This window comes from Rhizobium sp. FG96 (assembly GCF_057808655.1).
In genome coordinates this window covers 264,006-288,475 of the sequence record NZ_JBMDIL010000002.1, presented here as the reverse complement: position 1 = coordinate 288,475, position 24,470 = coordinate 264,006, and the positions used below count along the sequence as shown (strand labels likewise).

22 protein-coding genes are annotated in these 24,470 nt (G+C 60.9%); 16 read left to right on the top strand and 6 right to left on the bottom strand.

What is annotated here, in order from left to right:
• Window positions 1–41 precede the first annotated feature (41 nt).
• Together repB and repC are read left to right on the top strand one after the other, a co-directional pair.
• A complete protein-coding gene (gene repB, locus ACODR6_RS04625; protein WP_489021113.1) occupies window positions 42–1,085 on the top strand; it encodes a plasmid partitioning protein RepB in 1,044 nt (347 codons plus the stop codon).
• Window positions 1,086–1,236: 151 nt separating this feature from the next.
• A complete protein-coding gene (gene repC, locus ACODR6_RS04620; protein ID WP_489021111.1) occupies window positions 1,237–2,523 on the top strand; it encodes a plasmid replication protein RepC in 1,287 nt (428 codons plus the stop codon).
• A 124-nt stretch (window positions 2,524–2,647) separates the two neighbouring features.
• Here repC and ACODR6_RS04615 read toward each other — a convergent pair whose 3' ends face one another.
• The 6 genes from ACODR6_RS04615 to ACODR6_RS04590 all read right to left on the bottom strand — a co-directional run bounded on the left by ACODR6_RS04615 (window position 2,648) and on the right by ACODR6_RS04590 (window position 9,407).
• Entirely contained in the window at window positions 2,648–3,850 is a 1,203-nt protein-coding gene (locus ACODR6_RS04615; protein WP_489021109.1) for an MFS transporter, read from the bottom strand.
• Window positions 3,851–3,931: 81 nt separating this feature from the next.
• The gene (locus tag ACODR6_RS04610) at window positions 3,932–5,368 is read right to left on the bottom strand and encodes a M81 family metallopeptidase (RefSeq protein WP_489021107.1); all 1,437 of its coding nucleotides are present in this window, start codon (window positions 5,366–5,368) and stop codon (window positions 3,932–3,934) included.
• A gap of 10 nt (window positions 5,369–5,378) precedes the next feature.
• Entirely contained in the window at window positions 5,379–7,298 is a 1,920-nt protein-coding gene (locus tag ACODR6_RS04605) for a beta-N-acetylhexosaminidase (RefSeq protein WP_489021105.1), read from the bottom strand.
• A 31-nt stretch (window positions 7,299–7,329) separates the two neighbouring features.
• Window positions 7,330–8,106 (bottom strand): SDR family oxidoreductase, encoded by a 777-nt coding sequence (locus ACODR6_RS04600; protein WP_489021103.1) that lies wholly within the window; start codon window positions 8,104–8,106, stop codon window positions 7,330–7,332.
• 20 nt (window positions 8,107–8,126) lie between these two features.
• The gene (locus ACODR6_RS04595; protein ID WP_203430287.1) at window positions 8,127–8,993 is read right to left on the bottom strand and encodes a MurR/RpiR family transcriptional regulator; all 867 of its coding nucleotides are present in this window, start codon (window positions 8,991–8,993) and stop codon (window positions 8,127–8,129) included.
• A gap of 27 nt (window positions 8,994–9,020) precedes the next feature.
• Window positions 9,021–9,407, bottom strand: coding sequence for a RidA family protein (locus ACODR6_RS04590; RefSeq protein WP_130280459.1), 387 nt, complete (start codon window positions 9,405–9,407; stop codon window positions 9,021–9,023).
• A 111-nt stretch (window positions 9,408–9,518) separates the two neighbouring features.
• On the opposite strand from ACODR6_RS04590, the gene ACODR6_RS04585 reads away from it, so the two are divergent.
• From ACODR6_RS04585 to ACODR6_RS04520, 14 genes are all read left to right on the top strand, one after another.
• On the top strand, window positions 9,519–10,004 hold the full coding sequence (locus ACODR6_RS04585; RefSeq protein WP_203430286.1) for a hypothetical protein: 486 nt from the start codon (window positions 9,519–9,521) through the stop codon (window positions 10,002–10,004).
• Between the two features lie 30 nt (window positions 10,005–10,034).
• The gene (locus ACODR6_RS04580; RefSeq protein ID WP_489021100.1) at window positions 10,035–11,510 is read left to right on the top strand and encodes a M81 family metallopeptidase; all 1,476 of its coding nucleotides are present in this window, start codon (window positions 10,035–10,037) and stop codon (window positions 11,508–11,510) included.
• Window position 11,511: 1 nt separating this feature from the next.
• A complete protein-coding gene (locus ACODR6_RS04575) occupies window positions 11,512–12,612 on the top strand; it encodes a D-TA family PLP-dependent enzyme (RefSeq protein ID WP_489021098.1) in 1,101 nt (366 codons plus the stop codon).
• Between the two features lie 72 nt (window positions 12,613–12,684).
• Complete coding sequence (locus tag ACODR6_RS04570; protein WP_489021096.1) at window positions 12,685–12,906, top strand: hypothetical protein; 222 nt, start codon at window positions 12,685–12,687, stop codon at window positions 12,904–12,906.
• Between the two features lie 247 nt (window positions 12,907–13,153).
• Window positions 13,154–14,050 carry a LysR family transcriptional regulator gene (locus tag ACODR6_RS04565; protein WP_489021094.1) on the top strand — a complete coding sequence of 299 codons (897 nt, stop codon included), beginning with the start codon at window positions 13,154–13,156 and terminating at the stop codon, window positions 14,048–14,050.
• A 107-nt stretch (window positions 14,051–14,157) separates the two neighbouring features.
• A complete protein-coding gene (locus ACODR6_RS04560) occupies window positions 14,158–15,384 on the top strand; it encodes an enolase C-terminal domain-like protein (RefSeq protein ID WP_489021092.1) in 1,227 nt (408 codons plus the stop codon).
• A gap of 136 nt (window positions 15,385–15,520) precedes the next feature.
• The gene (locus ACODR6_RS04555; RefSeq protein ID WP_489021531.1) at window positions 15,521–16,303 is read left to right on the top strand and encodes an ABC transporter ATP-binding protein; all 783 of its coding nucleotides are present in this window, start codon (window positions 15,521–15,523) and stop codon (window positions 16,301–16,303) included.
• A gap of 19 nt (window positions 16,304–16,322) precedes the next feature.
• Complete coding sequence (locus ACODR6_RS04550) at window positions 16,323–17,162, top strand: ABC transporter permease (protein ID WP_489021529.1); 840 nt, start codon at window positions 16,323–16,325, stop codon at window positions 17,160–17,162.
• A 63-nt stretch (window positions 17,163–17,225) separates the two neighbouring features.
• Window positions 17,226–18,215, top strand: coding sequence for an ABC transporter substrate-binding protein (locus tag ACODR6_RS04545; RefSeq protein ID WP_489021090.1), 990 nt, complete (start codon window positions 17,226–17,228; stop codon window positions 18,213–18,215).
• A gap of 171 nt (window positions 18,216–18,386) precedes the next feature.
• Complete coding sequence (locus ACODR6_RS04540; protein WP_489021088.1) at window positions 18,387–19,313, top strand: dihydrodipicolinate synthase family protein; 927 nt, start codon at window positions 18,387–18,389, stop codon at window positions 19,311–19,313.
• A 57-nt stretch (window positions 19,314–19,370) separates the two neighbouring features.
• The gene (locus ACODR6_RS04535) at window positions 19,371–20,900 is read left to right on the top strand and encodes an ABC transporter substrate-binding protein (protein ID WP_489021086.1); all 1,530 of its coding nucleotides are present in this window, start codon (window positions 19,371–19,373) and stop codon (window positions 20,898–20,900) included.
• Between the two features lie 65 nt (window positions 20,901–20,965).
• A complete protein-coding gene (locus tag ACODR6_RS04530; protein WP_489021084.1) occupies window positions 20,966–21,877 on the top strand; it encodes an ABC transporter permease in 912 nt (303 codons plus the stop codon).
• The gene (locus tag ACODR6_RS04525; RefSeq protein ID WP_489021082.1) at window positions 21,874–22,797 is read left to right on the top strand and encodes an ABC transporter permease; all 924 of its coding nucleotides are present in this window, start codon (window positions 21,874–21,876) and stop codon (window positions 22,795–22,797) included. The genes ACODR6_RS04530 and ACODR6_RS04525 overlap by 4 nt, the downstream gene beginning before the upstream one ends.
• Window positions 22,794–24,461, top strand: coding sequence for an ABC transporter ATP-binding protein (locus ACODR6_RS04520; RefSeq protein ID WP_489021080.1), 1,668 nt, complete (start codon window positions 22,794–22,796; stop codon window positions 24,459–24,461). The genes ACODR6_RS04525 and ACODR6_RS04520 overlap by 4 nt, the downstream gene beginning before the upstream one ends.
• The last annotated feature ends 9 nt before the right edge of the window (window positions 24,462–24,470 follow it).

Sequence of the window (24,470 nt, the reverse complement as noted above, 5' to 3'; positions counted from 1 at the left end):
ATTGACCACAGCAGACAGATCGATGGGCCGGAGGGAGATAAATGGCACGTAAGAACATCCTCTCGGGCCTGATGGACGATTCCAAGAAGTTTACCGCCGTAAACAACGAACCTGAATCGGCTGCCGAGAAGCAGATCACCTTCAAGGGTATTGGCGCGCTCGGCGCGGTGACGCGCAGCATTGATGCGCTCGCTGCCCGGGCCGATGCCGCACGCGATATCGAAGAAAAGCTGGCGCATGGCGAGACGGTAATCGATCTCGACACGGCGCTGATCGAGGATTCCTTCGTCGCCGACCGCCTGGTGCAGACCGACGAGCAGTTCCAGGAGCTTCTGGAAGCGATCCGTACGCGCGGGCAGGACTCCCCTATTCTCGTGCGTCCGCATCCGCAGAAGGACGGCAAGTATCAGATCGCCTTCGGCCATCGCCGCGCCCGCGTTGCGAAAGAGCTCGGCCGGCCGGTTCGCGCCGTCGTCAAGAAGCTCGACGATCGCGACCACGTTATCGCGCAAGGCCAGGAAAACTCCGCCCGCGCCGATCTCTCCTTCATCGAACGCACGATGTTTGCCGACAAGCTCGACAAGCTCAGTTTCGATCGCGAGACCATCATGTCGGCGCTCAGTGCCGACAAAACGACGATCTCGAAGATGCTGTCGGTCACCCGCCGTATTCCCGCCGATGTGCTCTCAGCCATCGGTGCGGCTCGTGCGATTGGCCGTGACCGCTGGCATGAGCTCTCGGTCAAGTTCGAAGAAGAGAATGCGCCGGAGCGCGCCAAGCTCTTTGTCGAGACCGATGATTTCATCGCTGCGGAACCCGACACCCGCTTCGATCTGCTTGTCGGCTTCCTCAGCCGCAAGCCGTCTTCGACTGCCGCAACGCATGCTGAACCCGCTGCCGTAACGCAGTGGCAGCGCCGCGACGGCTCGGTCAAGGCGAAGATCAAGAATGACGGGAAGCAATTCACGATTGCGCTGAAGGCAACCAGGGCATCGGCCTTCGGCGCCTATATCGCAGACAATCTGGATCGTCTCTTCGAGGCGTTCGAGAAGGATCAATTGTCAGGAAAGAACGGAGATCAATAGCAAAAGAAAAGGCCCCCAAAACGTTGCCGTAGTGGAAGCCCTCTCTGATCTAGACACCCAGAGAATCACATTTCCACTCCCCATAGTCAAGAGTCTTCGGCACCTATTTTTGGTGAGCCCATATCTTTTGCCTTGAAGAAGGCGAAGAAAAATGGACAGCGGACGTGTGACGACGCCTTTCGGGCGGCGGCCGATGACGCTTGGCTTGCTCGCAAGTCAGATCAAGGCACAAAAGATCGAGGAAAGCCCTTCGGTCGACAAATGGAAAATCTATCGCGCCCTTTGCCAGGCCAAACCTCTGCTCGATATTTCGGACAGAGCGCTTGCCGTGCTGAATGCGCTTTTATCTTTTTATCCCCACAACGAGCTCTCCAGCGAGCGCAATCTCGTTGTCTTTCCCTCCAATACGCAGCTGTCGATCCGCTGCCATGGCATGGCCGAGCCGACGGTTCGCCGTCATATGGCCGCACTCGTTTCCGCCGGTCTCGTCATCCGCAAGGATAGCCCGAACGGCAAGCGCTATGCCCGCAAGACCCGGCAGGGCGATATCAGCGAGGCCTACGGATTTTCGCTGGCGCCGTTGCTTGCGCGTGCTGCCGAGATCGAGCGTCTGGCGGAAAAGGTCGCTGCCGAGCGTTTACATGTGCAGCTGATCAAGGAGCGGCTAACCTTGTGCCGCCGGGATATTTCCAAGCTGATTACTGCTGCGGTCGCTGAAGAGGCGGGCGGTGACTGGTGGCGAGTCCAGGAAGTCTTTCACCTGATCCTGAACAAGCTTCCGCGGGTCGCTCCGCCACATCTGATCGCCTCGGTTCTGGCAGAACTCGAAGATCTCCGCACCGAAATCCTCAAGCGGCTGGAAACACAGATTAAAACGGAAAATTCGAGCGCCAATGACTCTCAAAATGAGCGGCACATACAGATAACAAAATCCGAATCTTATCTTGATTCTGAAGCGCGGCCGGAAAGCGCAGAGATTGAGTTTACCACCGTAAACTCCGTCAACCACGCTGACACCATGCATGCCGAAGATGACGCTTCCGTTACAGCAGAGAATGTTATCCCCAGGTCTGTGTCTCTCAGTACCATCATCGATTATTGCCCCGACATCGCCCTCTACGGACCGAATGCGAGAGTGCGGAACTGGCAGGATCTCATTCAGGCCACCACGCTCGTCAGCACCATGCTGCAGATCGGACCCTCCGCCTATCGGCAAGCATCAGCGGCAATGGGACCGCAAAATGCCGCTGCCGTCGTCGCTTGCATCCTCCAGAAAGGCGAGAGCGTGACCTCTCCCGGCGGATATCTGCGCTCTCTGGCACGGCTTGCGGAGCAGGGACGGTTCAACGCGTGGCCAATGCTGGCGGCTCTGAGGCGAAACTCGGTTTCCGGTGAAAGAGGCGCGCAAACACCACCGTATGCACCTCCGCCGAACTGAGGGAAAGAAAACTACCTTTCAGTTCCGTTGCGAAAAGAAAATCGAATAGAAACAATTGCATCTCGTTCGGCTGAAAACGCAACCGGAGTGCTCAAACCCGAAGAAATCCAATGAATTCAGGCTTCTAGAGGCTACGTCTGCTTCCATCGAGATAGAGCAGCCAGCCGGTGCCGATCATACCGGACAAGGCGCCGACCAGTGCGGTTCCGGAATAGGTGGTCACAGCGGTACCGGCAGCGAAGAGCAGGGCGCTCAAACCGGCGCTGAGGAAGATGTTGACCGAGATCAGTGCGCTGCCGAGGCCGGGGCGTTCGGCGATCAGGTCCTGGAGATAGGTGATCGGAATGCTGATCAGGGCTGCGGCGCCGATGCCGCTGATGAGGGTGAGGGCGTAGACATGCCATGGTTCGTAGGCGACGGCGAGAAGCAGCAGGTAGACGGCGTAGATGACGGCGCCGGCCGCCAATGCCTTGAGCTGGCTGATGACCCGCAGCATGCGCGACCATACGATGATGAAGACGACTTCGAGAAAGGCGACGATGCCGACGAGAATACCGACATCGGCAACCGTCCCATGCGCGGCCCCGGTCATCACCAGCGGCAGGATGGCGCCGTTGACATGAAGCGTGCTGCTGATCAGCGCAATGGCGACGACGCGTCCAAAGATCTTCGGCGAGATCACCTGGCCGAGGGCTGCGAGATAGGAGAGGTGATGGGTGGCAGCGCGATCGGTTCCGCTTTGCCGCGGCAGGAAGAGGCCGATCAGCCCGAGACAGACCAGGCAGGAAATGCAGGCAAAGAGATAGGCGGGCAGCATGGTCGGCGAACCGGACAGCAGGATGCCGGTCAATCCGGGAACCAGCACCCAGGAGAGCGAGATCATCGCGCGGACACCGGAATTGACGGTCGCGACTTCGCTACGCTCCATCTTTCCCGTCGCGGCACGAACATTGGCGAAGAGCAGCGAGTTCAGAGAGCCATAAACGGGAAGCAGAAGCAGGGCGCTGAGAACGAAGATCTCCTGCGTCGGAAAGATGAAGATCGCGCCGTAACCGATAATGCCAAAGACCGCCGCAACCAGCATCATCGTTCGGTATTCGCCGAGCCGGTCCGCCAGATTGCCGAGCAGGATGCTGACAATGACGTTCACCGTGGCTGCGGCAAAGATCAGCGCCGAGTAGAGCGCGTTCGACAGGCCGAGCTCGCGGATGCCGACGACGGACTGGTAGGGCGAGGTCGTGGCTCCGGCAAAGCCGAAGGTGAAGATGGCAATCATGCTCACCCGGATAGCCGGGTTGCGGAAGACGTCGGGGATCAGGCGTTTCATTGTCGTCGTTCGAGGCTAGAGGCGCGCCGCGTCGGACGGGGAGGGAGATCCCATCCGCACTCGGATCGCGGCAGATCGGTTTCAGTCGCGCCAGCGGGAGGAAAGGCGCGCCTGCGGCGTGTAGCTGAAATTCTTGTCGAAGGGAAAGGCTGGACGGCTGCGCCGCAGACTTACCAGATTTTCGATGTCCTGACCGACCACACCCTCGGTCAAGGCCATCAGGTTGGGGTGGGCGATCGGCGCCAGCTCCGGGGAGAGATATCCGGATTTGACGACGAGCAACCGTACCGCTTTCGGATCGAGGCCAAGCTGCGTGAAGTCGGCGATGTTGTGATAGGGGCGGCGGCGCGCCGCGAGCACGACGGTTACACCACCGGTTCTGACCACGGCTTCACGCTCGGCAGCGGAGCCGGAATCGTGGAGCGTCACGACTTCGGCGTCGAAGCGGACCGGAGCACTCGACGGATCGAGATTGCCGCCGACGGAAAGCGATATTTGCGCGCCCTTGCCCGCCGCAAAGCAGGCCTCGACAGCCGGGCGATCGGTAATGCCGGCAAAGAGGGCATCGTCGAAACCGCGGGCGAGGACGGCGCTCAGTACATCGGCACGGTCGCCAACGCCGCCGCCGGTCGGATTATCGGCGGAATCGGCGAGAATGACGGGCGCTGTCGCGGATTTTCCGGCAATATCGAGCATCTCGCCCAGCGGACCGGTCACCGGACCAAAGCGGAAATCGGACCGCGCGTCCCAATAGGATTGGGCGATGCGGTTTACTGCAGTCAACACCGCGCCCTTGTCGGTGCCGGTCGCAACCGCGCAGGCCGTTGCCCGCGGCTCGTCGGCCCAGACATAGCCGATCATCAGATTGGCATCGAGAATACCGTCTTGCGCATCGTAATCCGGAAGCCTGGCATAGAGGCTCCTTGCCGGTTCGTCCTCGGTCGAGGTTCGCTCGCCCGGCCAGAGAACCGGCACCGGCGCCCAGGCGACGCCTGGCCGATTTCCGGTCCGCAGCGCTTCCAGAAGCATCGACCAGGCGCGGAGCATCGTCTCGCGCACATCGATATGCGGGGCCGTGCGATAGGCGGCGAAGATATCGAGCTGGTCGATGATGCGCTGGCTGACATTGCCGTGCAGGTCATAACTCGCCGCGACAATGCAGGCGTCGCCGACAATATCGCGCGCCGCCGAGATCCAGTCGCCCTCGGCGTCGTTCATGCCCTCGACATTCACGGCGCCATGCATGGCAAGATAGAGCCCGTCGAGCGGCAGCGCCGCCTTCAACCGCTCGATAAACTCGGCCTTGAAGCTCTCATAGGCGACGCGCGAGACGGGGCCGCCGGGGACGGCGCGGGCGTGAAGCAGCGGCGAAAGGTCGGCGCCGCTGCCATCGAGAAAATCGAACTGCGGTGCGCGGAGAAGTTCCTCCCCGCGCAACACCTTGAAATCGTCGACCGACATCAGCACCGGCGAATAGGTGCTGCATTCGGTATGGAGCCCGCCGATCGCGATCCGCATCGCTTCCTCCTCAGAGTTTCGGGCTGAGCGGAACGATGGCCGCGAAGCGATCCCAATCCTTCAAGGCCTTCGGCGTCCAGGCCGCTTCGGCAATCGCCGGCAGACGCGGGAAGACGAGGCGGTTGAAATAGCCGCGCGACAGGAAGTGTTCGGACCAGATGCAGGCCTGAACGCCCTTCAGCTTGTGCTGCAATTCCTCGGGGAATTCGCCGGCCGCTTCATAGGCATAGGTATGTGCCGGCGGCACGGTGCCGGCCCAGCTTGCGCCCGGTTCCTGGAAGGCCGTCGCTTGAACCATGTCGAGATAATAGGCCTGGCCCGGCGTCATCACGACGTCGTAGCCTTCCCTGGCGAGCTCGATGCCGACCTGCGGGTTTTCCCAGGCCATCAGCAGCGTGTCCTCGGAAGCGACGCCACCGCCATGAGACACTTCGTTCCAGCCGGAGAGCTTACGGCCGCGCGCCGTCAGCATCGCCTTGACCTTCTTGAGGAAATAGGACTGCAGGCCGAAGGTACCGTTGGTGATCCCCTCTTCCTCCATCAGCTTCTTCGCCATCGGCGAGGCAAGCCAGGACCCGTTCGCCACTTCATCGCCGCCGATATGGATGTAGGCGGAGGGGAAGAGCTCGACCATTTCGTCGAACACCTTTTCGAGGAATTCGTAGGTGAGCGGGACGGCCGGGTTCAGCGCGTTGTTCGGATAGCCCTGAACCGAGTGGTAGCTGTCAGGCGCCTCCTGGCCATCGGTCAGATCGGGCAGGGCGATCAGCGTCGCGGCATTGTGGCCGGGAATATCGATCTCGGGGATGACCTCGACATTGAGAACGCCTGCGTGAGCGACGATGTCGCGGATATCGTCCTGCGAATAGAAGCCGCCGACCGGTTCAGCGCCGTTGCCGAGCTGCGGCAATAGCGGCTCCTCGGGACCGCGCAGGACGCCTGTTGTCGTCAGCTGCGGATAGGCCTTGATCTCCAGGCGCCAGGCCTCGTCGTCGGTCAGGTGCCAATGGAAGATATTGAGCTTGAACCAGGCGAGAATATCGATCAGCCGCTTGACGTCGGCCACCGGATAGAACTGGCGGGAAACGTCGAGATGGCAACCGCGCCAGCCGTAACGCGGCTTGTCCGAGATCGTCCCGGAGATCGGGAAGCGGAACTTGCCCTTTGTGACGCGAGCGCCGTTCAAAAGCTGGGCAAGCGTCGTCAGGCCGTATTGGCGCCCGGCCGCGCCGGAATAGGCGAGCGTCACGCGATCGGCTGCGAAGGTCAGCTTGTAGGCTTCGGCATCGAGCGCCGCATCCGCAGTGAAGACAAGCGCCCGGCCCTGTGGCGAAGGCACGAGATTGAAGACGGAATGATCGCTTTCGAAAAGGCGGCGCGTCAGCGAGATGACGGTTGAGATCGCCGAGAGCTCTTCGCTCGAGGCGCCCTGCGGATAGAGCACGACAGGGAAGGCGTCGCCCGGCTTGGCATCGATCTCGGCCGGCCAGGGCTGCAGCGCGAAAGGCAGGTCGAGGCGGCCCTCGGGCAGCAGAGCGGGCGGCGGCTCGCTGGTCGCGCCTTCGAGCAGCAGATCGGAAACGGCGACCGGCACATGCTTGCCGGAGGAGAGTGTCAGATAGGCGGACTTGGCGCCATCGGTGCAATGCTGCGCCTTGCGATGGAGGCCTGCGACGGTGAACGTCCAGCTCCCGCCGGGCGCGACAGTCAGGCCCACGGGCGGGCCGAACTCGTGGAAATTGGCATTGCGGCGCAGGAAGGTGGCATTGCCGCAGGCGGCAGCATCGATGACGCGGGTGAGGGAGGTATAGACGAGCTTGAAACCGGAAAGCGCCTCATCGGACAGGTTGAAAAGCGTGAAAGTAAACTCGCCGTTCGGCCCGCCATTGGGGTTCCAACTGTTCTCAAGGCGGTAGTAAACCGGTTTCATATCTCGTTCCTCTCATTTTCTCTTATGTTTTTCAGTAGTGCTCGGACTGGGAGAAGGTGCGGGCGAGCTCCGCTTGGCCAGCCGTCAGGCCGCAATCGACCGGCAGGCAGACGCCGGTGATGGCAGCCGCCATCGGCCCGGCCAGGAAACTCACGGCATTGGCGACATCCTTCGGGTCGACGACGCGCTGCAGCGGATACCAGCGGCGGGCATCCTCGAAGACATTGGGATTGGCGGCAGCCCGCACTTCCCAGGCCTGCGTCTTTACGGTGCCGGGGGCAACGGCATTCGAGCGGATGCCGAACTTGCCGTATTCGACCGCGACCAGCCGTGTGAAATGCAGCAGCCCGGCCTTGGCGGCGCTATAGGCCGGATGGCCGAAGACATTCATGCCGTTGACGGAAGCGATATTGACGACCGAACCTTTCGACGCCTTCAGCTGGTCCTCGACGGCGCGGAAGGTCAGGAAAGCGGCTTCGAGATTGAGCGCGTTGTCGGCGCGCCAGATCTCGGGTGTCGTATCATGCAGGCTGACGGCGCGCGCCGCACCCGCATTGTTGACAAGGGTGCGCAGGCTGCCGGTTCCGGCGGCGCGCTTGGCAAGATCTGCAACGCTTGCCTCGCTCGTCACGTCGCATTGAACGGCAATGAAACGGCCGGCATCGCCGAGCTTTCCGGCGGTCGCGGCGGCAGCCTTGGCATCGATATCGGCAAGCAGAATGACGTCATGATCATCGGCAAGCCGGCCGGCGATCGCCGCGCCGATATCGCCTGCTGCTCCCGTCACGATGGCCACCGATTGAGTCATTGCCGCTTCCCTCTTGTTTTTCAGTCTCCGAGCAGCTGCTTGTCGTCGCTGCCGTCACGGTGGGTGACCAGCTGCTGCTTGATGCGTCTCAGCGTCGTCGTCGCCTTCGGCTGGATGGCGTAGGCAACGAGGCTCGCCAGAATGTCGACGGTCGCGATATAGGCGATGCGCGTCGAGGTCGGGCGATAGATATTGGTGCCCTCGGGCAGGTCGATCGGCACGACGACCTCGGCCGCCTTGGCGACCGCACTGCCGGTCTGCGTAAGCGCAATCGTCTTCACCTTCGCCTCGCGCGCCAGGGCGAAAGCGCGCACCAGCTCGGCGTTGCGGCCGGAGAAGGAGGAACCGATGATCACGTCGCCGGATTTTGCGGCCGCCGCCATCATCAGCTGCATGCTGTGGTCGGAACTGGCGGTGATGCGCAGGCCGAGGCGGAAGAGACGGTTCTGCAGCTCGTCGGCGATCATCGAGGAATTGCCGCCGGAGCCGAAGGCGTAGATCATCTCGGCCTTGGAGATCAGCCCGACGGCTGCCTCGATCGCGGCGAGATCCAGCGAGCGGTGCAGCAGGAAGAGGGCGTTCTGCGCCTTGGTGATGATGTCCTGGGCGACATCGGCCGGATCGCCGCTCTTCGATTCCGGCTTCAGATAGCGCACGCCGATATGGGCGGTACGGGCGAGCTGAACCTTGAAATCCGAAAAGCTCTCGCAGCCGAGACGGCGGCAGAAGCGCGTCACCGTCGGCGGCGAAACCTGCGCCCGTTCGGCAAGCTCGATGATCGAGGCATTCACCGCGAATTCGAAATCATTGACGATGATTTCGGCGATGCGGCTCTCGGAGGCTGAGAGCCGGCTCTTGTCTTCCTGCAATGTAGAAAAGATATCCAAGCCGGTCCCCCCCCGTAATCGCCGCCGTCAGTCTTTCTTCTTATAGGCGACGCAATCGATCTCGACCTTGCAATCCACCATCATGGACGATTGGACGCAGGCGCGCGCCGGCGGGTGCTCGCCGAAATATTCCTGGTAGATTTTGTTGAAGGTCCAGAAGTCGCGGGGATCGTCGAGCCAGACGCCGACGCGCACGATATCCTCGACGCCATAACCGGCCTCATGAAGGATGGCGATCAGATTGGCGATCGTCTTGTGCGTCTGCGGGATGATATTGCCTTCGATGATCTCGCCGTTTTCCATGGCGACCTGGCCGGAAACATAGAGCCAGCCATCGGCTTCCACTGCGCGTGCGAAAGGCAGCGGCTTGCCGCCGGCGCCGGTTTGAACAGTGCCATATCGCTTGATGGACATACGCGGATCCCTGCAAATTATTTTCTTGATAAGTTGACAAGTGACCATAGAAAGCGGAATTTGACCAGCGAAAAACGCCATTTATGAAAACTATTTAAATCGGGGGCGAACATGCGTGATCCTTTCAAGAATCCTTTCCCCGCCTCCGATGCCGCCAGGCATACCATTTGGGAGATGCTGGTGACGCGCGATATCGATGCGTTTCTGGCCGCTGACTGGTCCGCCGTCGAGCATGATTTCGTCGAGGAAGGCTTCATGGGCATCGATGGCCGCAAGGAAGTCAGCCCCGACAAATGGCGCCTCGCCTTCCCGACGCTGAAAGCCTATCGCGACGAGTGGCTGAAGCAGGCCAAGGACTTCGCGACGCAGAGCTTTGCCGAGGATACCCGCACGGCGATCTTCACCACCACGACCCTCGAAGATATCGAGATCGAAGGCGAGATGGCGCTTGTCCGCAAGAAGTTCGACGGAGGCCTGACGAAGAGCGACGGCAGCCGCGACATCATGCAATGGCAGACGCTCTATTATTGCAGGCTCCACGAAGGACGGTGGAAGATCTGCGGATTCACCGGCTACCTGCCGAACCCGATGGGTTGACGCGGGGCCGACAAAACAAGGCCAACACACTTGCGCATTTTCACGGCAGCACTGGCGACCGAGACCAATACCTTTTCCCCGATCTGTGTGGATCGCCGCGCCTTCGAGGCATCCCTCTATGCGCCGCCTGGCCAGCATCCCGAAACGCCGACGCTCTGCACCGCGCCGATCACCGTCGGCCGCCGCGTTACTGCCGAAAAGGGCTGGGAGCTGATCGAGGGCACGGCCACCTGGGCCGATCCCGCCGGCCTCGTTAACCGCAATACCTATGAAGAGCTGCGCGACGAAATCCTCGACCAGCTGAAGGCGGCAATGCCTGTCGATGCCATCGTCATGGGCCTGCACGGCGCCATGGTCGCTGCCGGATATGAGGATACCGAAGGCGATCTCCTGAGCCGCATGCGCGACATGGTCGGACCCGACGTGCTGATCTGCGCCGAACTCGATCCGCACAGCCATCTGACGAAAAAGCGCATCGAAGCGCTGAACTTTGCCGTCTATTTCAAGGAATTCCCGCATACCGATTTCGTCGATCGCGCCGAAGATTTGTGGCGGATCGCAGTCGATGCGCTCGAAGGCCGGGTAAAGCCTGTGAATTCGGTGTTCGATTGCCGGATGATCGACGTTTTCCCGACCTCGCGCGACCCGATGCGCTCTTTCGTCGACAAGATCATGCGCATCGAGAAGGAAGATCCGGACATCCTGTCGATCTCGGTCGTTCACGGCTTCATGGTTGGCGATGTGCCCGAGATGGGCACCAAGCTGCTGGTCGTCACCGACAACAAGCTGGAAAAGGGTGCGGCGCTGGCGCGCGAACTCGGCATGGAGCTGTTTTCCAAGCGTGGCACGTTCATGGTGCCGCAGATCGACGAGAAGGAAGCGGTATCGCGGGCGATCGCCGCCAAGGCCTGGCCGGTGGTCATCGCTGATGTCTGGGACAATCCCGGCGGCGGCACGGCGGGCGATGCGACCGTCATCCTCGAGGAGTTGCTGGCTCGCGGTGTGACGAGCGCTGCGATCGGCACGATCTGGGATCCGATTGCCGTTCAGATATGCTTTGCGGCGGGCGAGGGAGCTGAGATCCCGCTCCGCTTCGGCGCCAAATCCGCGCCCGGCACCGGCAATCCGATCGATGGCATGGTGAAGGTCGTCAAGCTGGTGAAGAATGCCGAAATGCAGTTCGGCGAGAGCCTGGCGCCTTTCGGCGATGCCGCGCATATCGTGCTCGACGGTATCGACATCATTCTCAACTCGACGCGGGCGCAGAGCTTCGATCCGAGCCTGTTTTCGGTGATGGGTATCGATCCGGCGAAACAGAAGATCCTGGTCATCAAGTCGACCAACCACTTCTTCGCCTCCTTCTCGAAGATTGCCGCCGAGATCCTTTACTGCTCGGCGGGAACGCCCTATCCCAATAATCCGGCGACGACGCCTTACCGCCGGGCGCCGAAGAACATCTGGCCGATCGTGGCCGATCCTCATGGAAGCGAACGCGGAGCCGCCTGAGATGCATGACAACCAGTTTGCCGTCGTCGCCAAGGCCGGTGACAGGATCGCGGATCTCTCGACCCCCCGCCCCGTTATCGACGAAGACAAGCTGGCCGCCAATATTCAGCGGATTCAGTCCTATATGGACGAGCACGGCCTGAATTTTCGCCCGCATATCAAGACGCACAAGATCCCGGCGCTCGCCGTTGCCCAGGTGGCGGCCGGCGCCAAGGGGATCAATTGTCAGAAGGTGACCGAGGCCGAGGTCTTCGCCGCCGCGGGCTTCGAAGACATCCTGATCACCTTCAATATTCTCGGCCCGCAGAAGCTAGACCGGCTCGGCAGCCTGAACGACCGCATTTCCGGCCTCAAGGTAGTCGCCGACAGCGACGTCACGGTCGATGGCCTCTCTGCGCATTTCTCCGGCCGCAAACCGCTGACCGTGCTTGTCGAGTGCGATACCGGCGGTGCGCGCTGCGGCGTCCAGACACCGGAACAGGCGGCCTCGCTCGCCAAGCGCATCGCCGCTGCCGACGGCCTGACCTTCGGCGGTATTCTCACCTATCCCAAGCCACAGGCGGCCGATGCCGTCGAGGCCTTCATCCAGGCAACACTGAAGCAGCTGGAAGCCGAAGGCATCGCGTGCCCGATCGTCAGCAACGGCGGCACGCCGAGCCTCTTCGACGCCCATCTCGTCAAGTCCGCCACCGAGCACCGGGCCGGGACCTACATCTACAACGACCGCCAGATGATCCGCATGGGCCATTGCAGCGAAGACGACTGCGCCATGTATATCGTCGCGACCGTCGTCTCCCGGCCGAACGGCGACCGCGCCGTCATCGATGCCGGTTCGAAGGCGCTAACCTCGGATCTGCAGGGTTTCAGCGATTTCGGCCTCGTCGTCGGCTATCCCGAGGCGAAGATCGCCAGCCTTTCCGAAGAGCATGGCGTGATCGACCTTTCGGCCTGCGCCGGACCGCGACCGCAGATCGGCGAGAAGATCTTCATCATCCCCAACCACACCTGCGTCGTCTCGAACCTCTTCGACACGATGGTTTTTCACCGCAACGGCGTTGTCACCCGCGTCGAGGACGTCGCGGCGCGCGGCCTCGTCTGGTAGCCGACCTGCCATTCGCGCTTGCGCCCGCGGCCACATCCGCTAGATGGAGGCCAACGAGCGAAGGAGAGCGGCGTGGAAGAACAGATCCAGATTGGAAATCGCGGCGATTTCGGCCAGTGGGCGATCGAAGTCGCCAAACTGATCGTCAGCGAACAGGGCTTCGAGCTTGCCAGGTCGGCGCGCGACGGCGACGAGAACGACGTCCGCGCTGCGGGTGCCGCACTTGGGCAGGCAATCACCAATGCATTGATGGAAGTCTATGACGGGCTGACCGAAGGTGTGGCTCAGGAATGATGAGCGGGCAAGCCATCCGTACCGATGTGGAAGGGCGCTCTCCCGCAATAATTAGCCGGGCATCGACGGATGGGCTGAGGCTCCTTCGAGAGCAAAGTCTAGCTTCCGGCTGTCCGAAGTTACCCGTAAATCGGCATGAGCGCGTTTTGGATTCGGAAGAAAACAATTCGAAGCAGTCCGCTTTCTACGGATAGTTACCTGAGCTACTTATGGCCTTCGACCAGCAGGCGCAGGCCGGGGGCCAACATTGTTTGAATTAAGCCAGCTCAGATGCTTCGTAGCCGTTGCCCGGGAATTGAATTTCCGGCGTGCCGCGGAGCATCTGCATATGACGCAGCCACCACTCAGCCGGCAGATCCAGCTGCTTGAGGACGATCTGAACGTTAAATTGTTCGAGCGCACGAGCCGTTCGGTACGTCTGACGGCAGCAGGGCGGTCTTTCTTCGTCGAGGCACAGGATCTGCTGAAGCGAGCCGAAGCGGCGGCGCTGACTGCGCGTCAGGCGGAGGCCGGAAAGCACGGCAGTATTTCGTTCGGCTTCATTCCAGTTGCCGCTTTCGCGATGATGCCGCGGGTCATCCGCGCGGTTGGGGACAATGCACCAGGCGTAAACCTGCTCCTGCATGAAATGCTGACAATCGAGCAAATCGAGGCGCTTCATGCGGGGCGAACCGATCTTGGGCTGGTGCGCCTGCCCCGCGAGAAGGAGCGCCTGGAGCTTGCATGTGTTCAGCGCGAGAGGTTTGTCCTCGCGGTCCACAAGGATCATCGGCTTGCTGGCAAGGAGGTGCTGGAACTCAGTGATCTCGATGACCAGCCTTTCGTGATGTATTCGCCAGCCGACGGTTGGTACACCTACGAAATTCTGGCGCCGATCTTCAACTATGCCGGCGTGCGGCCGCGCTTTACCCAGTATCTCGGACAGACCCATACGATCCTTGCGCTCGTCAGTGCCGGATCCGGTTGTGCACTCGTCCCGCGTTCCTCCAAGGTGCTGGGACTATCAAACGTTATCTTCCGGGAAATCGCCTTGCCCGAAGAGGCCAAGGTAGAAGTCTTCCTGGCCTGGCGTCGCGGCAACGACAATCCGGTGACGACAATGGCGCGCGATATCATCATCCAGCATGCAGCCATAGATGACTGATTGATCGATATGAGTTCGGTATCAATCAATCCTCTATTGCGATTGGACCTGTATCGATCCCGATGAGATGTTTGCCCCCGGATCAAGTGCATAGATAGGGAGCGAGCATGACCACCCACTTCAAGAAGAGCGATGCTGACACGGCGTCGCTGACCTCCGGGACCATCGACAAGATCGAGGTCACGACATTCAGCGTCGACGTCAAGAACTTCGCGCGCAACTACAAGTCCAACGTCATCGGTGGATCGATGGTCTACACACCGGGCGCCGTCTATACCCGGCCGGTGCTGATGATCCGCATCTTCACGTCCGATGGCCTGGTTGGCGAATATGCAAACTTTGCAACGACGGGCACCCTCGATCAGGCGATCGTCGCCGCCAAGGTTGCCGTCGGCAACCGCTGGCATGAGCGCGAGCTGATCTGGCGCACCGCGCGGCGCGCCGGCCGCCCGTCGAATTCCTACGGCCTGAGCTTCATCGACAACGCGCTCTGGGACCTCGCAGGCAAGGCCTACAATGCCAGCCTCTCGCAGATGCTTGGCGGCTTCCGCGAAACGATCCCGGCTTACGCGTCCTGCCACAATGGCGACCGGCTCGACAACCTTCCGAACAAGGAAGCCGTTGTCGAGTTCTTCCTCGGCCTCAAGGAAAAGGGCTGGAAGGGTTTCAAGATGCACAGCTGGCACGAAGGCAACAAGTGGGAGGAAGCCGAAAACGTCCGCTACATGCGCGAGAAGCTCGGCGAACGAACCGAACTGATGCTCGACCCGGCCTGTGTCTTCGATTCCCTCAGCGACGCGATCTTCGTCGGCAAGGCTTGTGAAGATGCCGGGTTCCGCTGGTTCGAAGACCCGATGCGCCCGCTCGGTGTCGGCATCTATCAGCACAAGGCGCTGCGCGAGGCGCTGACCATCCCGATCCTCCAGACCGAGCACGTAACCGGCCCCGAAGCCAAGGCCGACTTCCTGCTGAACGGCGGCACCGACATCCTGCGCGCCGACGCCCATTATGACCTCGGCGTCACCGGTTGCCTCAAGACCATCCGGTTTGCGGAATCGCTCGGCGTCTCGGTCGAAATGCACGGCCCGAGCCCCGTGCATCGTCACCTGATCGCTGCCATGCAGAGCACGACGATGTACGAATGCGCCAACGTTTCGCCGGCGATGCTCGATCCGTCTCCGGAGATCTACGTCTGCGGCTATAGCGACAACGTCAACAGCATCGCCAAGGACGGCACGCTGACGGTTCCGAACCGGCCAGGCATCGGCGTCGAATACGACGCGGCGCTGATCAAGCGCAATCACCTGGCCACGGAAAGCATCGTCGCCGGCTGATCTTTTCGGTTGCGCAGCGGGACCGTCTCCCGCAAGACGAATTACTAATATACGCCGCCGGGGCCTCGGGCCCCGGCGCAGGCATAAGACGAGAGGAGCGTCGCAGATGAATGCAGTAAGCAGGCCTTCGAGCCGCATGGGTGAGCAAGCGGCGGCTTCCCCGCTCGTGGAAGTCAACAATGTCACCCTCAGATACAAGACCCAGCAGCTGATGATAACGGCGACGGAAGGCGTGACCTTCAACGTCAACCGCAGCGATCGCTTCATTCTGCTGGGACCGTCGGGTTGCGGAAAGTCGACGCTTCTGAAGGCCGTCGGCGGTTATCTCCGGCCCGATGAGGGCACGATCACCATCAATGGCCGCACGGTTACCAAGCCGGGCGCCGACCGCATGATGGTCTTCCAGGAATTCGACCAGCTCCTGCCATGGAAGACGGTGCTCGGTAACGTCATGTTCCCGCTGCTGAACGCCGCAAAACTGCCGGCCAAGGAAGCCGAACAGAAGGCCCGCCACTATATCGACAAGGTCGGGCTGAGCCGTGCCGTCGACAGCTATCCGCACATGCTGTCCGGTGGCATGAAGCAGCGCGTCTCGATTGCGCGCGGCATGGCGATGGAGCCTGATGTGCTGCTGATGGACGAGCCGTTCGCCGCGCTCGACGCATTGACCCGCCGCACCTGCCAGGACGAGCTGCTGCGCCTTTGGGAAGAGACCAAATTCACCGTGCTGTTCGTCACCCATTCGATCGGTGAAGCAATCAAGATCGGCAATCGCATCCTGCTTCTGTCGCCGCATCCGGGCCGGGTGAAGGCGGAGGTCTGCGACGTCGACAAGGTGAGTGCTGCCGATGGCTCTGCCGCGCAGCTGGAAAAGGAAATACACGACCTGCTTTTCGCAGGGACAGGGGAGGAACACTGAGATGCAGCATACGATCATCATGCGGCCTCAGATGAAGGAAAGCACCGGGACGGCCGATCTCCAGGTTCGCCTCAGCGGCTTCGAGCTCTTCTGGGCGAACGGCGCGGTGCGCAAGACCTTCATCCTTCTCGTGCTCGCAGCGATCTGGGAAACCTATGCGCGGATCCTTGGGAACCCGTTGCTGTTTCCGACCCTGACGGAGACCCTGTCGTCGCTTTGGACCTCGATCGGTAATGGCGTGCTGATCGAGCGGACCTGGGCGTCGCTGAAAATCCTCGTACTCGGCTACGGCATCGGCGTTACCTTGGCTTCTGCCCTGACGATCCTGGCCATCAACACGCGCCTCGGTACCGATCTGCTCGAGACGCTGACCGCGACGTTCAATCCGCTCCCGGCGATCGCGCTTCTGCCCCTGGCTCTCATTTGGTTCGGTCTCGGGATCGGCAGCCTGGTCTTCGTGCTCGTGCATTCGGTCATGTGGGCGGTCGCGCTGAACACGCATTCGGGCTTCCGCGGCGTTTCCCAGACGATCCGCATGGTTGGCCGCAATTACGAGATCAACGGATTGCGATATGTGTTCAAGATCCTCGTGCCGGCGGCATTTCCGACCATCCTGACCGGCCTCAAGATCGGCTGGGCATTTGCCTGGCGCACGCTGATCGCGGCCGAGCTGGTGTTCGGCGTGTCCTCGGGTGAGGGCGGCCTTGGCTGGTACATTTTCGAAAACCGCAACGTCCTCGACATTCCCGCTGTCTTCGCCGGATTGCTGGCGGTCATTATGATCGGCCTCATTGTCGAGAACCTGATCTTCAGAACGATCGAACGCCACACCATTCAGAAATGGGGCGTGCAGAACTGAGCCTGGTGACAGCTGGGGGATGCCGGCAGCTGTCACAACCACTTGCAATAAGGAGGAGAACAAATGAGAAAAATTGCCATCAGTCTTTTGGCCGCAGCCGCCGTCATGGCGGGAGCTGGTGCATCTGCCGAAGAAGTTCGCTTTGCCAAGCAGCTGCAGATGAACAATCTTCCGTCCATGGTGATGGAAGAACAGAAGCTGTTTGAAAAACATGCCGCCGAACTCGGCCAGCCCGACCTTACGGCAAAGTGGATCACCTTCGCCAATGGCGGCGCGACGACAGATGCGCTGATCTCGGGCAATGTCGAATTCGTCTCCGCGGGCCTGACCAATTTTGCGATCCTCTGGTCGCGGACCAAGGGCTCGGTCAAGGGCGTAGCGGGCGTTGGAGGCATTGCCCTGCCGCTCCTGTCGCGTAATCCCGACGTCAAGAGCCTCAAGGATTTCACTGCCAACGACCGCATCGCCGTACCGACGGTCAAGGTTTCGAACCAGGCGGTGGCACTCTCCATGGCGCTCGAAAAACTCTATGGTGAAGAGGGCCGGAAGAAACTCGACAGTCAGACGGTCCAGCTCTCTCACCCCGATGCGTTGCAGGCGCTGCTCAATCCGCAGCATGAAGTAAACACGCATTTCTCGACGCCGCCCTATTCGGTTCTCGCCCTGCGCGACCCCCGGATTCACAAGGTCTTCGATTCCTCCGAGCTCTCGGATGTGCCCGTCGTCAACAACATCATGTTCACGAACCAGACCTTCCACGATGCGAACCCCGTCGCCATCAAGGCGCTGATAGCCGCTCTCGACGAGGCCGACGACTTCATCAACAAGAACAAGGAAGAGGCGGCGAAACTCTATCTGCGCGTCAGCAAGGACAAGCTCACCGTCGACGAGGTTCTCGGGGTGTTGAACGAGAAGGGAACGGTATTTTCGGCGACCCCGCAGGGCACACTGCCGGTCGTTCAGTTCATGCATCGCGCCGGCATCATTCCGACCGGACCGGAAAAATGGGAAGATCTCTATTTTCCCGAAATCACCGAGCGCTCGGGCAGCTGATAAGCCATTAAAACGATTGAATAAAGCAGAGGCGGGGAGCGTTCCCCGCCTTTTCTTTTGCCTCTCGCGATTGATACATTTTATGAATTGATTAAGTGGTTATATGAAATGGACGTTTATCAATCGCCCACCTAGCATCCTCTCAGCTAAGCCAATGAAAGGGAGGTTTGCATGGGCGCCGGATTTGATCTCGCCAAAGCTCTGACTGGAATTTCGGGAATCCTCGTCACGCCGTTCGATGCGAAGGACGAACTAAACCCGTTACTTTTGCGGCCGGTGGTAGACCGCGCCGTCGAAGCCGGGGTTCATATTCTCGTTTCTAACGGCAATACGGGCGAGTTCTACGCCCTGACGACCGATGAAGCCGAAACCATGGTGCGCGCAGCAGCCGAACACATCGACGGCCGGGTGGCGCTGCTTGCCGGTATCGGACGCTCTATCAAGGATGCCTGCCGTCTTGCCAAGACTTCGGCCGAAGCGGGTGCGGATGCATTGATGATCCATCAGCCGCCGGATCCCTTCGTCGCGCCGCGCGGCATCGTCGAATATGTGAAGCGCGTGTACGACGCGAGCGGCGGCCTTCCGCTGGTGCTCTATCTACGCAACGACCAGATCGGCCTGAAGGCCATCCAGGATATCTGCAATCTGGAAGGCGTCATCGGTGTCAAATGGGCCACGCCCAATCCGATGAAGCTTGCAGAAACCATCCAGAATACGCCGTCGCATATCGTGTGGGTCGGCGGACTGGCAGAAACCTGGGCGCCGCCCTTCTACGCCGTCGGTGCGAGAGGCTTTACGTCCGGTCTCATCAATGTCTGGCCGGAACATTCTGTCGCGATCCACAAGGCATTGGATGCGGGAGACTATGTCGAAGCCGGCAAGCTCATCCGCCGCATGAGCGCCTTCGAAGAGGTGCGCGCCCAGGAAATGAACGGAACCAATGTCACCGGCGTCAAGGCTGCTCTTCAGCTGATGGGCCACGACTGCGGCCGTACACGCGCACCCTCGGCATGGCCGCTGACAGCGGCGCAGAACGAGACGCTGTCCTCGCTGCTGAAGGCAGAAGGGCTGATCGGATCATTCCGGAAGGCCGCTTGACCCAATTTGCGGCGCCGGGAGGGCGCCGCCCACTTTTTCAGAGCATGGGAGGAAAACATGCTGAAGGGAACGACTTATCTTTTACTTCTGAGCGTATCGACCATTCTGTCTGCCGGCGCCATTGCCGCGCCGGCGAATGCTGCCAACGAGACCGTCACGGTCGTGCTGCCCGAAGAGCCGCCGTCTCTTGAGCCGTGCGAATCGAAACATTCGAGCATCGGCCGTGTGCTCATCCAGAACATCACCGAGCCGTTGACGGTCATCGATCCGCAGAGCGGCGAGGTGAAGCCGGAACTGGCGACGAAATGGGAGCAGGCGGCTCCGGATACCTGGCGCTTCCATCTGCGAGAAGGCGTGAAGTTTTCCGATGGTGCGCCCTTCGACGCCAAGGCCGTTGCCTCGTCGATCGATCGCCTGCAGCGCAAGGACATGACCTGCAACACCAAGCAGCAGACGCTTGGCGGCGTCAATCTCGAGACCAATATCGTCAGCGACTATGTCGTCGATATCAAGACCAGCAAGCCGATCCCGATCTTCCCGATCATGATGAGCGTCGTACAAATGAGCTCGCCGAAAATGCAGCTGCAAGGAGCAAGCCGCGCGCCGGTCGGCACCGGACCCTATGCCATGACGTCGTGGAATGCGGGCACCGATATCACGCTCGAGCGCCGCGATGATTATTGGGGCGACAAGCCCGTCGTTGCGGGGGCGAAATTCGTCTGGCGCTCCGAATCCGCGCTGCGCGCGGCCATGGTCGCAAGAGGCGAGGCGGACCTGACCCCCATCATCTCGGTCGCGGACGCCGATAACCCGAAAACCGATCTTGCCTATCCGAATGGCGAGACCACGCGTCTGCGTATCAGCACCAATGTCGCGCCGCTGAACGACAGGCGCGTACGCCTGGCGCTCAATCTCGCGATCGACCGCGAGGGATTGAAGGTGCTCTTCGGCGATCAGGCCAAGCTCTCCGAGCAGCTGGTCGGTCCGAACGTCAATGGCTTCAATGCCGATATCAAGCCATTCCCCTACGATCCCGAAAAGGCCAAGAAGCTGATCGAGGAAGCCCGTGCAGACGGTGTTCCCGTCGACAAGCCGATCACGATCATCGGCCGCAACGAAATCTACGTCAATGCCGGCGAGGCTCTGGAAGCGATGCAGGCGATGTGGACCGAAATCGGCCTGAAGACGGAGATCAAGATGTTCGATACGGGCAACTGGCTTCGTTATCAGAACCGGCCGTTCCCCGAGCCCGACATGCCGAACCTGCACCAGGATCAGCACGACAACCTGCTCGGCGACGCGACGTTCACCGCCTTCAACAAGTATGACTCGGACGGCGTCAACTCTGCGGTCTACGACAAGCGTGTCGATGAATTGATCGACACGGCGGAGCCTGCGACCGGCGAGGAGCGCACCAAGGCGTTTCAGGACCTGTTCGCGCTGCTGCACGACGACATCGTCGCCGATATCTACATGTACCACATGATCGGCTATACCCGGGTCAATCCCCGCCTCGACTGGAAGCCCTCTCTCGCAACCAACAGCGAGATCGACCTCTCTCAGATTCGCTTCAAGACGAGCGAATAAGTCGCGGTGTCACGGTGCGGCCCGACGGGCCGCACCCATCAAAACCTTAGCGCAAGGAAGAGGCCATGAGATTCTTCAAGCGTTCGCTTTTCACTCTGCTTTCGATGGCGGGCCTGTTGCTGCTCGTCTTCTTCCTCTCGCGGATGACCGGCGATCCCTCCTATCTGTTCCTTCCGATCGACGCCTCACCGGCCGATCGTGAAGCATTCTCGCAGCTCCATGGTTTCAGCGACCCGGTCTATATCCAGTTTGGCCGCTATGTCTTCGATCTCCTGCATCTGGATTTCGGCACATCGCTGAGCCAGCAGCGCTCGGCCATGGACATCGCTCTCGAAGCATTTCCGCAGACGCTGAAGCTGGTGCTCATCGCTCTCGGTCTTGCTTTTGTCGGCGCCATCATCTGCGGTTCTCTTGCAGCCCGCAAACCGGGCGGCGTCTTCGATCGGCTGATCAGTATCCTGTCGCTTGCCGGTGCCAGCACTCCGGACTTCTGGGTAGCGATCATCCTCGTGATCATCTTCTCGGTTCAGCTCGGCTGGCTACCGACATCGGGCGTCGGCGGCCCGCTCTACTGGATCATGCCGCTTTTCGTCCTGGCGCTGCGCCCATTCGGCCTGCTTGGCCAAGTCGTCCGTGGGTCGATGATCAGCGCGCTTTCATCCGCCTATGTGAAGACCGCTTATGCCAAGGGCGCGACGCAGACCAAGATCGTCTTCGTCCACGCGCTGCGCAATTCGATGCTGCCGGTCATCACGGTTGCCGGCGATCTTGCGGCCAATCTCCTGAATGGAGCCGTCATTGTCGAGACTGTCTTCGGTTGGCCGGGCATTGGCCGCCTGATGATCGACGCCATCATGCAGCGTGACTTCGCTGTCATCCAGGCAGCCATCCTGGTTACCGCAGGCGCGATCCTCCTCCTCAACATCCTGCTCGACATCACCTACGCCATCCTCGATCCGCGCGTGAGGCATGCATGACCTATCTCGCAGAAAGCACCAAAGCCATCGGCACTCCGAAAAAACCGTCCGGAGCGCGCACCGTCCTGTCGCTTCTATGGGCCGACAAGTTCGCGACAGCCGCCGCGATCTTCCTGCTGATCGTCGCGATCACCTGCCTGGTCGGTCCCTATCTGATCGGCAACGCGGCAAACGCCCTCAACCTCGCCGGGCGCAACGCACCCCCCTCGTTCGACAAGGGTTTCCTCTACGTTCTCGGCGGCGATAACCTTGGCCGCAGCCTTCTCGCCCGCATCATCGTCGGTGCGCAGACGACGCTCGCGGTCGCGCTGTCGGCGGTTATCACTTCCGTTGTCATCGGGGCACTTCTCGGGCTCATCGCCGGCTATCGGGGCGGGCTGGTCAGCGATCTCATTATGCGCGTTACCGACATGATCATGAGCTTTCCGTCGCTTCTGACGGCGCTGGTCGTGCTCTATGTGCTCGGCCCAAGTGTCACCAACCTCGTCATCGTGCTCGCGATCACCCGCATCCCGGTCTATTTGCGCACCACGAGGGCCGAGGTGATGGAAGTGCGCAGCCGCGTCTTCGTGACTGCAGCCGTTGCGATGGGTGCTTCCTCTGCACGCGTTATTCTCAAGCACATCGTGCCGATCATCCTGCCGACGCTGCTGACCATCGCGGCCGTCGATTTCGCTGCTGTGATCATCACGGAATCCGGTCTGAGTTTCCTGGGGCTCGGCGTACAGGCGCCCGATTTCACCTGGGGTTCGATGGTCGCAACCGGACGGAACTATATCTCGCGGGCATGGTGGCTCTCGTTCTGGCCCGGCCTCGCAATCATGCTGACCGCCCTCTCGCTCAACATCCTGTCCAACTGGCTGAGGATCGCCACCGATCCACAACAGCGCTGGCGCCTCGAAGGAGGTCGAAAGAAATGACGCAGGCAAACAATCGACTGCTGGAAATCGATGATCTCAAGGTCGAATTCTCAGGCCCGCAAGGTGTGGTGAAGGCTGTGGACGGGGTCAGCCTGAGTGTCGAGCGAGGCGAAACGCTGGCGATCCTCGGCGAATCCGGTTCGGGAAAGAGCGTCAGCGCCTCGGTCATCATGAATATCCTCGATGCTCCGCCGGGAAGGATCACCTCAGGCACCGTCCGCTTCGAGGGCAGGGATCTCCTCAGGATGACCGCCGAGCAGCGGCGCAAGATCAACGGTTCAGAGATCGCCATCATCTTCCAGGATCCGCTGGCGCATCTGAACCCGGTCTACAGTGTCGGCTGGCAGATCGCCGAGGTCTTCCGGATACACGGGAAGGCGGCGAGCCAGTCGGAAGCCATGCAGAAGGCGATCGCGCTGATGGAGCGCGTCGGCATTCCGAATGCCGCAGCGCGTGCGGCCCAGTATCCGCATCAGTTTTCCGGTGGACAGCGCCAGCGCGTGATGATCGCGATGGCGCTCGCCCTCTCGCCGAAGCTGATCATCGCCGACGAGCCGACGACTGCCCTCGACGTCACGGTTCAGCGCCAGATCCTTGAGCTGCTCAAGGAACTGCAGCGCGAGATGGGCATGGGCCTGATCCTCATCACTCATGACCTTGCCGTTGCCGGTCTGATGGCCGACAAGGTTGCGATCATCAAGGACGGCAAGATCGTCGAGGCAGGCGGTGTGCGCGAGGCCTTCACCAATCCGCAGGCGCCTTACACGCGCCAGCTGCTGGCCGCGATCCCCAACGTCGAGAAACAGCAGCGCAGCAAGAGCATCGACGGTTTGCAGCCGCCGCTCATGGTCGTGCGCGATCTCTGCAAGGAATATCATCTGTCGAGCGGTCTGATCGGTGGAAGTGCCGAGAAGCTGCTTGCGGTCGATCACGCCAATTTCACCCTCCGTCCCAAACAGACCCTCGGGATCGTCGGCGAATCCGGTTCGGGAAAATCGACGATCGCCCGGCTGCTGATGCGCCTGTCAGATCCGACGTCCGGTACAGTCGAATACAAGGGCAAAGACGTCTTCTCGTTGCGCGGCAAGGAACTGCTGGCCTTCAGGCGCGACGTGCAGATGGTCTTCCAGGATCCCTATGGCTCGCTCAATCCGAAGATGACGGTTGCCGAGCTGATTTCGGAGCCGCTCGCGATCCATCGTGACATCCTGGGCCGGGATCGCTGGGGAGCCCGTGTGCGGGAACTGCTTTTGCTGGTCGGACTGGCGCCGGATCATGCGGAGCGATACCCGCACCAGTTCTCCGGCGGGCAGCGCCAGCGCATCGCGATCGCGCGCGCCCTGGCGTCCGAGCCGAAGATCATCATCTGCGACGAAGCGGTTTCGGCACTCGATGTCTCCATCCAGGCGCAGGTGATCGCGTTGCTTGCCGAACTCCGCGACAGGCTCGATCTCTCCTACATCTTCATCACCCACGACCTTCCTGTCGTGCGCAGTTTTGCCGACGAGATCGTCGTCATGAAGGCTGGCAGGATTGTTGAATATGGCCGGACCGACGACCTCTTCCTCTCGCCGCGGGACGAATACACACGCAAATTGCTGAGCGCCGGGGAAATTCCATCCTGGATGCACAGGATGGAACCCACAGCCGCCCAACATGCCTGATCCGCAGGG